This window comes from Bradyrhizobium genosp. SA-4 str. CB756, from assembly GCF_000473125.1.
Classification (GTDB): domain Bacteria; phylum Pseudomonadota; class Alphaproteobacteria; order Rhizobiales; family Xanthobacteraceae; genus Bradyrhizobium; species Bradyrhizobium arachidis.
Window position 1 is genome coordinate 3869050 of record NZ_KI421499.1, and the last position, 11094, is coordinate 3880143.

Below are 11094 nucleotides of genomic sequence, written 5' to 3' on the forward strand. Positions count from 1 at the left end.
CTACTGCATCATCGTGGCCGCGATCTTCTCCGCCGACATCAGCACCGGAAAATTGGTGTTGGCGCACGGCACGACCGGAAAGATCGAGGCGTCGACGACGCGGAGGCCCTGGATGCCTTTGACGCGGCCTTGGCTGTCGACCACCGCCATCGGATCGTCCGCCCGACCCATGCGGCATGAGCAGGAGGCGTGCCACACACCGATCGTCGCCTTGCGCACGAAGGCTTCGAGCGCCTCGTCGTCGTTGATCACCTGGTCGAAGGTGAAACCTTCCACCACGAAATTGTCGATCATGTAGTGACGCAGTGCCGCCGGCCCGTCCATCAGCGTCGCGGCGATCTTGGTCAAAATCCTGTTCTTGTTATTGACCACGCCGATCTTGCGGACCTTGTCGGTATAGGCAGCCGGGAACGGCTTGTCCGTCACCTTCTTGACGATGTCGCTCATCTGAATGGCCGCCATCTTGCGGAAGCCGCTCATCAAGCGATCGAGATCGCGGCGGTCGGACAGCAGATTGAACTCGACGATCGGCTCAGCTGAGGGATCACGCGAAGCGAGCTTGACCTGCCCGGTCTCGGAATAGGTCTTGTTGACGAAAGTCAGCAGCGAGCCGATCTGCTCGCCGACGGCGTGCCAGGCCGATTTGCTGAGCAGGACGACAAACATGTCCCCCTTCGGCACGCCTTCGAGCCCGGACGAATAACGCAGGCCAAGCTGCATGTGGCGCCTGGTGTGCTCGTTCATGCGCGCGCCGCGGCGGACGAAGGACGACAGCGAGATCGAGGGATGATCCATCAGGCGCTGGCCGACGCCGGCAAGGCCCATCAGGACGGGAATGCCTAAGTCCTTGAGATGGCCGACCGGGCCGATGCCGGCGCGCAGCAGATGCGCCGGCGAATGGATGGCGCCGCTGGAGAGGATGATCTCACGGCCCCGGAACTCCTGCTCGCGTCCGTCGACCAGCGCCTTCACGCCGACGCATTGCGTGCCTTCGAACAGCAGCTCTCTCACTTGCGTGTTGGTGGAGATGGTGAGGTTGGCGCGCTGGCGCGTGCCGCGATCGAGATAGCCCATCGCGGCCGAGACGCGCTGTTCGGCCTGGTTGGAATGCGTCACCGGGAAATAGCCGTCGACGAACTCGCCGTTCTGGTCGGCGACGAATTGATGGCCGGCCTGCTGGAAGGCGTCGGCGAAGGCCTGCGAATGCCGCGTCCAGTGCTCCCTGGGAATGCGGCGCACGGGAATTCGGCCATCCTTGCCGTGATACGGGCCGTCGAAATCGAGGTCACGTTCGACTTTCTTGAAGAACGGCAGCACGTCCTTCCACGTCCACCCCTCGGCGCCGCGCGCGTCCCATTCGTCGTAATCGGTCGGCGCGCCGCGATTGGCCATCTGGCCGTTGATCGACGAGCCGCCGCCGAGCACGCGCGCCTGCTCGTATTTGCGCAAGGGCGGACGTGCTTCGTTGGGATTGTTGTGGCTGACGACCTGGGTGGTCACCTTGAGCTCGGTCCAGTGGAAGCGTGGGTCGAAATAGGCTGTGCCCGGATAACTGTCCCTGATCTCGGCCGGCTCGTTGCCGGGCGGCGTGTCCTGCCCGGCTTCGCACAGCAGGACCTTGTTGGCGCTCCTGGCGGAGAGCCGGTGGGCCAGCACGGACCCCGCCGAGCCGCCGCCCACGATGATGTAGTCGTACACGATTGGCGTTTCCTCTTGTTCTTGTTTCAGGGAGGATAGCGCGGGATTGCGACGCGATGGAAGGCTTGATTGCGTCGCCATCGACCCGTCATCCTGAGGCGCCCGCGCAGCGGGCCTCGAAGGATGCACGGCCCCGATGCAGCCGGGCCGTCGTCCTTCGAAGCTCGTCCTGCGTCGCAGGACGAGCGCCTCAGGATGACGGTGATGGAGTTTGTGCCTCAGCCGCGTCTACGGCCTGATCGTCATGTTCTCCGGTGGCCCGGCTTTGCGCAAGGGCTCGGCCAGCCGCGCGAACTCGCACAACAGCGACCGCGTCTTGCGGGGATCGATGATCTCCTCGACCCAGAACTTTTCGGCCGAGCGGAACGGCGAGCGCAGCTTGTTCAGCCGCGACTCGATCTCCTTCAGCTTCTCCGCCTTGTCCTCGGCCGCATCAATGTCGGCGCGGTAGGCGGCCTCGATGCCGCCTTCGAGCGGCAGCGAGCCCCAATAGGCCGACGGCCAGGCGTAGCGGATCGAGAAGCGGTCGGCGGGTTGATGCACCACGCCGGCAACCCCGAAGGCGTTGCGCAGGATCACGGTGCACCAGGGCACAGTGGTCTGGTTGACCGCGGCCATGGCGCGAACGCCGTGGCGGATGGTCGCCGCCTTCTCGGCGTCGAGGCCGATCATGAAGCCGGGGCAGTCCATGAGATAGACCACCGGCAGATGGAAGGTCTCGGCGAAGTCGACCCAGCGCACCACCTTCTGGCAGGCATCCGCGGTCCAGGAGCCGCCATAGTGAAAGCTGTCGCTGGCGAGCACCATCACCGCCCTGCCCTCGAGCCGGGCGAGACCGACGATGATCGGCTTGCCAAAATTCTTGGCGACCTCGAAGAACGAACCCTTGTCGACGACCGACTCGATGATCGGCCGCATCTTGTAGACCTGCTTGCGGTTGCGCGGCACCGCGTTCATCAGCGCTTCGTCGCCACGTTCAGGATTGTCGGTGCAGGGCAAGGTCGGCGGCAACTCGTAGACCGACGACGGCAGATAAGAGAGGAAGCGCCGCGCGCAGGCGAACGCCTCCTCCTCGGTGTCGACCGCATGATCGACCGCGCCGGCGCGAGTCTGGATGTCAGCGCCGCCGAGCTCTTCCTTCGAGAGGTCCTGCCCCAGCGCCTTCACCACCGGCGGCCCCGCGACGAACATCGCGGACTTCCGCGTCATGATGGAATAGTGGCTGGCGGCAAGACGCGCCGCACCGAGGCCTGCGACCGAACCGAGACCGAGCGCGACCACCGGCACCCGCGACAGGTTCTCCGTCGTGAAGCGATACCAGCGCGTGCCGCCGATACCGCCCGGCAGATTCGCCGCGCCCTTGGTCTCGATGGTCTTGACCGAGCCGCCGCCGCCGGACCCTTCGATGATCCGGATGATGGGCAGACGGAAGTCGTGCGCCATCTCCTCTGCCATCAAGGGCTTTGCGGAAATGGAGGCATCCGCAGATCCGCCGCGCACGGTGAAATCGTCGCCGACGACCACAACAGTGCGGCCGTCGACGCGGGCGCGGCCGAACACGCAATTCGCCGGCGTCAGTTTCTTCAGATCGCCGCTGGAATCGTACTCACCGATGCCGGAGACGGCACCGATCTCGTGGAAGCTGCCTTTGTCGATCAGTTTGTCGATGCGCTCCCGAACAGTCAGCCGGCCCTGGTCATGCTGTCGCTTGACCTTGTCAACGCCGCCCATCTCCCGCGCGAAGGCTTCGCGCCGGGCGAGCTCGTCGAGTTCCGGCTTCCAGTTCATTCACTCCCTCCGAATGGATCGGCTTGTTATTGTTGTGCACGGCCATGGCGACCGGTTTGCGTGAGATACGGTTGGCGAACGCGTCGCCTTCCGCGCCCTCCATCAGGCTGCCGAGCGAGCGGCCGAGTGCGAGCATCAGCGGCGCGACTTCGGCATGCAGACGTTCTTCGTCATACATCGCCGACAGAAGCCCGATCGTGATGACGACGAAGGTCTGATATTGCGGCGACCAGATCGGTACCGCGAGGCCATTGATGTGCGGGCTCCACAAGCCGCAGGCCACGACATAGCCGCGCTCGCGCAAAGACTGACGGTTGGCCTCGATCCGGGGCCTCAGGATCTTCACAGCCTCGGGCGCTTCGCGCTCCATCTCCGCGATGAAGGCATCGCCGACTTCAGGTGCCAGCGCCGCCGTATAGGCCGCGCCCGCGGCGGTCGACGCCATCGAGATGCGGCTGCCGGTGCCCTCGTGCAGGCCGAGCGCCGCTGCCGAGCGCGCGAACTGAAGATAGACGAGATGGAAGCGATCGGGGACGACGAAGCCGACCGTGCCTGGCAGCTGCTCGGCGACTTCCTGGAGCCGCTGGCGGATCATGCTACGCAGCTGCGCGCCCTTCATCATCGAGGCGCTCATCGCCACCGCGCTCGGGCCGATGCGATATTTCTGATCGCGCGGCAGATAGACCAGCTGGCCCATGCGGGTCAGCGTGTGCGTGAGCCGCGACACCGTCGATCGCGGCAGACCGCAGCGATTCGAAATCTCGAGATTGCCGAGCCTCGCCTCGTGGCCCTCGAAGCATCGCAACACGTCGAACGCGCGCGACACCACCTGGATGACATCGCCCTCGCCGGCGTCGCCAGCGAGCGCACCTTGCCTACTCAACCGCTCCGATCGTCGTCCCATGTTCCCTACCGTCTGTTCCGCTCTGCGGAATTAAATTCCACTTGCAGACGACGCTACCTCAGGCATTTTGCGACGACAACAAAAAGGCGATGGCATGCCAGAAATTAAGATCGTCACGGAGGTCGCGGGACGAATCTGCGCAACTCCCGTGCAAGTTGGAGGAACCGTTGCGGATGGCGACGACGTTGTGGTGGTCGAGGCGATGAAGATGGAGATCCCGGTGCCCTCACCTGCGAGCGGTACGATCACATCGCTCCTCGTCAAGCTCGACGATCTCGTTGCCGAAGGACAGGCGATCGCGATCGTCGCGAGTTAATGCGCATACGTCGCAGCCATGGTTGCGCAATCTTTGCGTCGTCATCCTTGGGCGCGCGACAATCTGTCTGCACAATTCCTGTGGTCGCGGTACGGCGTTGCCATTGCCTGATCGCGGTGACATGATCTGTTCAAACAAAAATCTGTTTCAAACAAAGTAAGAAAATCCTCGCGCGAAAGCGGGGATCATTGGAGGGAAACATGTTTCGTGGGCTGATCGTGCTCGCGCCTGCCTTGGTTGCGGGCATTTCTTTTGCGTCTACACGCTATGCGTTCGCCGAAGACATCAAGCTGCCGGCGACATTGACCTTCACCGCCTATGACACCGGCACTGCCGGCTTCAACATCGCGGTCGGCGTCGGCAAGATGATGAAGGACAAATATAGCACCGACGTGCGCGTGCTCCCCGCCGGCAACGATGTTGCGCGGCTTGCACCGCTGCGTGCCAAGCGCGCGGCGTCATCCGCGATGGGATCTGGCACCTATTTCGCGCAGGAAGGCGTGTTCGAGTTCGGCGCAAAGGAATGGGGCCCGCAGCCGCTCCAGATCATGCTCTCGAGCGTCGATTGCAATTGCGGTTCGCTTGGCGTCGCAGCCGATACCGGCGTGAAAGAACTGAAAGACCTGAAAGGCAAGCGCGTCGGCTTCGTCGTCGGCTCGCCCGCGCTGAACCAGAACTCGCTCGCGGTGCTCGCCTTCGCCGGCCTGACGCAGAAGGACGTCAAGGCCGTCGAGTTCGCCAGCTACGGCGCGATGTGGAAAGGCTTGATCAACAACGACGTCGATGCCGCCTTCGGCACCACCATCACCGGCCCCGCCAAGGAAGCCGAGACCTCGCCACGCGGCCTGATCTGGCCGCCGTTGCCCGCCAAGGACAAGGAAGGCTGGGCGCGGATGCAGAAGGTCGGCTCGTTCTTCTTCCCGCAAGTCGCGACCTGTGGCGCCGGCATCTCGCCGGAGAAGCCGGTCGAGCTCGGCAACTACCCCTACCCGATCTTCGTCGCCTACGCCACGCAACCGGCCGATCAGGTCTATGCGATGACGAAAGCGATGATCGTGAACTACGATGCCTACAAGGACTCCGCGCCCGGCGCCGGCGGCCTCGCCGCCGACCGCCAGACCAAGAACTGGGTGGTGCCCGTGCACCCCGGCGCGGTGAAGGCGCTGAAAGAAGCCGGACAATGGTCTGATGCGCAGGAGGCGCACAACAACAAGCTGTTCAAGCGCCAGGAGGTGCTCGCTGCGGCTTGGGCGGAGTACGGCAAGTCCAATCCGCCGTCGGATGACAAGGCCTTCCTCGACGGCTGGATGAAGGCGCGCGCCGCGGCGCTGGCGAAAGCCGACATGCCGAACGGGTTCGAGGACTAGTCCACCAGCTGTTACCAGCCCACGCGCGGGGTCGATGATGTCTTCTGCTTCCACCTCCACCGGCCCCAAGGACGAGACCAAGCGGATCGTGTTCGACGATCCGCACGGTGCCGCCGGCAACATGCAGGAGGCCGAGGTCACCCGCGTGCGCACGTTGCGCGGCGCCTGGCGCTGGACGCTGATCGTCGCGACCGCGGCGACCATCCTGCTCTGCATCAACCAGCAATTCTCGCTGCGCTTCTTCATCGGCTACACCCAGCTCAACACGGAGTATTTCTATCTCCTGATCGCCCTGATGCTGCCCTTCACCTTCCTGATCTTCCCGGGCACCGAGCGCGCGCCGCTCGACCGCATTCCCTGGTACGACCTCGTCTTCTTCGTCGTGACCTTCGCTGCGGCATTGCTGCTGATGTCGACCGTGCGCAAGGCCGCCGAGGCCGGCTGGGAATTCGGCGGCGCGCCGAACACCGTGATCGCCGCGGGCCTCGTGATGTGGGCGATGCTGATGGAGGCGCTTCGCCGCACCGGCGGCTGGAGCCTGCTGCTGAGCGTGCTGCCCTTCACCGTCTATCCCCTGTTCGCGGAAGCCGGCTGGCTCGGGCCGTTCCGCGGCACGCAGTCCACGATCGAACAGGCCACCGCCTATCACGTGCTCTCGGGCGAGAGCCTGCTCGGCATTCCCATTCAGGCCTTTGCCGACACCGTGATCGGCTTCCTGGTGTTCGGTACCGCGCTGATGATGACCGGCGCTGGAAAGTTCTTCATCAACCTCGCCTTCGCGCTGTGCGGGACCTTCCGCGGCGGCGCGGCGAAGGTCTGCATCTTTGCGAGCGGCCTGCTCGGCATGATGTCCGGCTCGATCATCTCCAACGTGCTGACCGCCGGCACCATGACCATCCCCGTCATGAAGAAGAGCGGTTTTCGCGCCTCCTATGCCGGCGCGATCGAGGCCTGCGCCTCCACCGGTGCCGTGCTGGCACCGCCGGTGATGGGCGCGACCGCTTTCGTCATCGCGCAGTTCCTCAATGTCAGCTACGCCGACGTCGCGCTCGCCGCGATCATCCCGGCGGCGCTCTATTATGTCGGCCTGTTCATGCAGGTCGATGCCTATGCCGCCCGTCACGGGTTGAAGGGCATTCCGCGCGCCGAGCTGCCGCGGATCATGGATACGATCAAGGACGGCTGGTACTACGTCTTCGTCATCGCGCTCCTGATCGTGATGCTGCTCTATTTCAAGCGAGAGAGTCACGCGCCGTTCTATGCGACCGCGCTGCTGCTCGTGCTCAACCAGTTCTTCTCCAAGGACACGCGCTGGACGCTCGCCACCATCGGCAAGTTCCTCGAGGTCAACGGCCGCACCTTCGTCGAGCTGGTCGGCATCCTCGCGGGCTGCGGCCTCCTGATCGGCGCGTTCTCGATGACCGGTGTGGTATCGAGCCTTGCCAACGACCTCCTGCACATCGCCGGCGACAATCCATTCCTGCTGCTCGGCATGTGCGCGCTCACCAGCCTGATCCTCGGCCTCGGGCTGACGACCACTGCCTGCTACATCTTCCTCGCCATCCTGGTCGCGCCGGCGCTGGAGAAGCTTGGGCTCAACAAGATGGCCGTGCACATGTTCATCTTCTACTGGGGCATGCTGTCCTCGATCACCCCGCCGGTCGCGATCGCCTCCTTCGCGGCCGCAGGCATTGCTGGCTCGCCGGCGATGAAGACCGGATGGGAATCGATGTGGGTCGGCAGCATCATCTATTTCATCCCGTTCTTCTTCGTGCTCAATCCGGCGCTGGTGCTGCAGGGCCCGAGCCCCTATCTCGCCGGCCTCGGCCTGATGGGGCTCGCCGCATTCGGCACGATGTTCATCTGCGGCGGCATCCAGGGCTACCAGTCCTTCGTCGGCGACTTGCGCGGGACCGGCGCACTGGAATGGCCGATCCGCGTGCTGCTGGTGATCGGCGGCTTCGTGGTCGCCACGCCAGGCGGCGGGATCATGCCGCTGTCACAGATGCAGGTGACGCTGCTCGGCCTTGCCATCCTGGTACCCACGGTGTTGATCGCCCTGCTGCTCGTCCGGCGACAGGCCACCGTGCCTGACGGGTTGCGCGCGCCCTGATTGCGTTGCACAACAGGGGCGATGAAACCGCTCTCGCCTCTCGCTTCCGCCTGGACCCGTTCGAAACCGCCTTTGCTGCGGTTTCTGGACAATTGCCTCAATGAATTCTCTGCCGAAACTTCGGGCAACGTCGCCAACTACATTCCTGAGCTGAGCAAGGCCGACCCTGCCTATTTCGGCATCAGCCTCGCCACGCTGGACGGCCATATCTACGAGGTCGGCGACAGCCAGGTGCCCTTCACCATCCAGTCGATGTCGAAGCCGTTCGTGTTCGCGCTGGCGCTGGATCTTTTGGGCGCGAGCAAGGTCGAGAGCGCCATCGGCGTCGAGCCGTCGGGCGATCCCTTCAACTCGATCCGGCTCAACTCCGAGAACCACCCGTTCAACCCGATGGTCAATGCCGGCGCGATCGCCTGCACCGGACTCATCTACGACAGCAGGGGCACTGACGCCTTCGAGCAGATCCGCGCCGCGCTCGGCCGTTTTGCGGGACGCGACCTCGCCGTGGACGAGGCTGTCTACACCTCCGAGAGCCAGACCGGCGACCGCAACCGCGCGATCGGCTATCTGCTCAAGACCAATGCGGTGATCTCCGACAATGTCGCAGGCGTGCTCGACGTCTATTTCCGGCAATGCGCGGTGCTGGTCACGGCGCGCGACATCGCGGTGATGGCGGCGACGCTCGCCAATCGCGGCGTCAACCCGGTGACGGGCGAGCAGGTGCTGACGCCGTACGCGATCTCTCGCACACTCTCTGTCATGACGTCGTCGGGCATGTATGACTATGCCGGCGAATGGATCTACCGGATCGGCATTCCCGCCAAGAGTGGCGTCGGCGGCGGCATTCTGGCCGCCCTCCCTGCCCGCCTCGGGCTCGGTAGCTACTCGCCGAGGCTCGACAAGCACGGCAACAGCGTGCGCGGCATCAAGGTCTGCGAGGCGCTGTCCTCGCATTACGATTTGCACATGCTCAACCGCAGTGACGACGCGCGCAACGTGGTCATTGCCGACTACGACATCGGCAAGAGCCCGTCCCGCCGAGTCCGCCGGCCGCAGGAGCGCGAGATCCTCGCAGCTCACGAGCAGGAGGTACGGATCATCGAGCTGGTCGGCACGCTGTCGCTGTCGGCGGTCGACTACGTCTCGCGGCGGCTGGCGGGACGGCCGCGGCCGCAAATCGTGATCTTCGACCTGCACCGCGTCACCTCCACCACCCGCGCCGGCGCGCGGCTGGTGGCAGAGGCGTTCGAGGAGCTCGCGGTGCTGAACGTCACGGTGGTGCTGTCGGGCGTCAGGCGCGCCTCCAGGGAATGGAATACGCTGCGGGAGTGGACCGCCGAGCTGAAGAACGTCCGCGACTTCTACCTGCTCGACACCGCGATCGAATGGGCGGAAGACCAGATCGTCTACCGCTATGGCGGCTCGATCGACTTCCACGAGACCACCGAGCTTGACGAGCAGCCGCTGCTGGCCGGGCTCAGCGCGGAAGAGCTGACCGACCTCGCCTCGATCTGCACGATCCGGACATTTCAGTCAGGCGCGAAGATCATCACCGCAGGCGATCCCGCCGACGCGCTATTCTTTCTGCGCAGCGGCGCGGTGCACGTCACCCTGCCCGACGGCGTACGGCTGGCGACGCTCACGGCCGGCATGGCGTTCGGCGAGATGGCGCTGATCGAGACCACACGCTCCGCCGACGTGTTCGCGGATATGGCGGCGACCGCGTTCGAAGTGCCGCTGAAGGACTTTGAGCGCTTCCGCAAGCAGCACCCGCGCGCCAGCGAGCGCGTCATGCGCAACCTCGCGCAACTGCTCGCCGACCGCCTGATCGTCGCCAATGCCAAGGTGGATATCCTGACGTCGACCTGAGCGCGGCTGAGGTTCATTCACAAGCGGTCGTCGTGCCCGGGCTTGTCCCGGGCATCCACGGTTCTTCGTGCTGCATGGCAAGGCGTGGATGGCCGGGACAAGCCCGGCCATGACGCCGGAGCTCCCCAGCTCTCGCTTGCACTAGCGGCTCGCCGCCTCGCCCAGCCGCCGCTTGATCTTCGCCGCGCTGGCCTCGAGCAATTTGGATGGCTGCTGGCCGGTCGCGGCGCACAGGCAGGCCCAGTAGTAGATGACATCGCCGAGCTCATCGACGAGGCCGGCCTTGTCGAGCCAGTCGTCGCGCAGCAGCTTCTTGATGTGGTCGGCGACCTCGCCGGATTCGCCGGCAAGGCCAAGACCGAGATAGGACAGCCGCTCGTTGGACGGATGCTCATCGACTTTCGCAATGCTCGCGGCCCAGACCGCATATTCATCGATCGTCATGAGCATCCCTCGCTGCGGGTTTGGATCAGCCCACCACTTCGGTGACGGGCTGGAGATCGATCTCGAACGTCTCCAGGAATTTTGAAGTCATGATGTAGAAGCCGACCGAGAGCTGCAATTCGACCAGCGCGGCCGGCGTCAGCTTCGACGCGATCGCCTTGAAGGTCGCGTCCGTCGGCTTCCTCAGCTTGACGATCTCGTCGGTGAAAGCGAGCGCGGCGCGCTGCACCTCGTTGAAGCAGGTCGCAGCCTGCCAGTTCTCGAGCGCCTCGTTCTGCTCGTCGGTGACGCCGACATTCTTGCCGATGCGCTTGTGCGCGACGATCTCGTATGGCGCCTCGCACAGGATGCCGGTGCGCGTGATCGCGAGCTCGCGCACGACCGGATCGAGCTCGCCCTTGTGGCGGATCGCGCCGCCGAGGCGGCAGTACTGCTCAAAATAGCTCGGCGAATGCGCCATCATCCGGAAGATGTTGGCATGGCGGTTCTTGTCGAGGATTTCGCGGGTGCGGTCGGATGCGTTGATTGGATCGCTGTAGAGGATGCGGGCCATGATTTTCCTGAAGATTTCCTTGAGCCTTTGATGCTTTTTGTC

9 protein-coding genes are annotated in these 11094 nt (G+C 64.4%); 4 read left to right on the forward strand and 5 right to left on the reverse strand.

Features of this window, described 5'->3' with window-relative positions:
* The 3 genes from BRAGE_RS0119135 to BRAGE_RS0119145 form a co-directional block, all read right to left on the reverse strand.
* Entirely contained in the window at positions 1–1698 is a 1698-nt protein-coding gene (locus BRAGE_RS0119135) for a GMC family oxidoreductase (RefSeq protein WP_027557417.1), read from the reverse strand.
* Positions 1699–1926: 228 nt separating this feature from the next.
* The gene (locus BRAGE_RS0119140; RefSeq protein WP_027557416.1) at positions 1927–3486 is read right to left on the reverse strand and encodes an acyl-CoA carboxylase subunit beta; all 1560 of its coding nucleotides are present in this window, start codon (positions 3484–3486) and stop codon (positions 1927–1929) included.
* On the reverse strand, positions 3416–4390 hold the full coding sequence (locus BRAGE_RS0119145; RefSeq protein ID WP_027557415.1) for an IclR family transcriptional regulator: 975 nt from the start codon (positions 4388–4390) through the stop codon (positions 3416–3418). Before BRAGE_RS0119145 ends, BRAGE_RS0119140 begins: the two co-directional genes overlap by 71 nt.
* Before the next feature lie 94 nt (positions 4391–4484).
* Between BRAGE_RS0119145 and BRAGE_RS0119150 the strand changes: the two genes are divergently transcribed.
* The 4 genes from BRAGE_RS0119150 (at position 4485) to glsA (ending at position 10055) form a co-directional block, all read left to right on the forward strand.
* A complete protein-coding gene (locus tag BRAGE_RS0119150) occupies positions 4485–4706 on the forward strand; it encodes an acetyl-CoA carboxylase biotin carboxyl carrier protein subunit (RefSeq protein WP_027557414.1) in 222 nt (73 codons plus the stop codon).
* Between the two features lie 200 nt (positions 4707–4906).
* Positions 4907–6073 (forward strand): TAXI family TRAP transporter solute-binding subunit, encoded by a 1167-nt coding sequence (locus BRAGE_RS0119155; protein WP_027557413.1) that lies wholly within the window; start codon positions 4907–4909, stop codon positions 6071–6073.
* A gap of 37 nt (positions 6074–6110) precedes the next feature.
* Positions 6111–8186, forward strand: coding sequence for a TRAP transporter permease (locus BRAGE_RS0119160; protein WP_027557412.1), 2076 nt, complete (start codon positions 6111–6113; stop codon positions 8184–8186).
* Positions 8187–8207: 21 nt separating this feature from the next.
* On the forward strand, positions 8208–10055 hold the full coding sequence (gene glsA, locus BRAGE_RS0119165; RefSeq protein ID WP_027557411.1) for a glutaminase A: 1848 nt from the start codon (positions 8208–8210) through the stop codon (positions 10053–10055).
* A 141-nt stretch (positions 10056–10196) separates the two neighbouring features.
* Here glsA and BRAGE_RS0119170 read toward each other — a convergent pair whose 3' ends face one another.
* On the reverse strand, positions 10197–10499 hold the full coding sequence (locus BRAGE_RS0119170; RefSeq protein ID WP_027557410.1) for a nucleoside triphosphate pyrophosphohydrolase family protein: 303 nt from the start codon (positions 10497–10499) through the stop codon (positions 10197–10199).
* Between the two features lie 25 nt (positions 10500–10524).
* The gene (locus BRAGE_RS0119175) at positions 10525–11052 is read right to left on the reverse strand and encodes a carboxymuconolactone decarboxylase family protein (RefSeq protein WP_027557409.1); all 528 of its coding nucleotides are present in this window, start codon (positions 11050–11052) and stop codon (positions 10525–10527) included.
* Positions 11053–11094 lie beyond the last annotated feature (42 nt).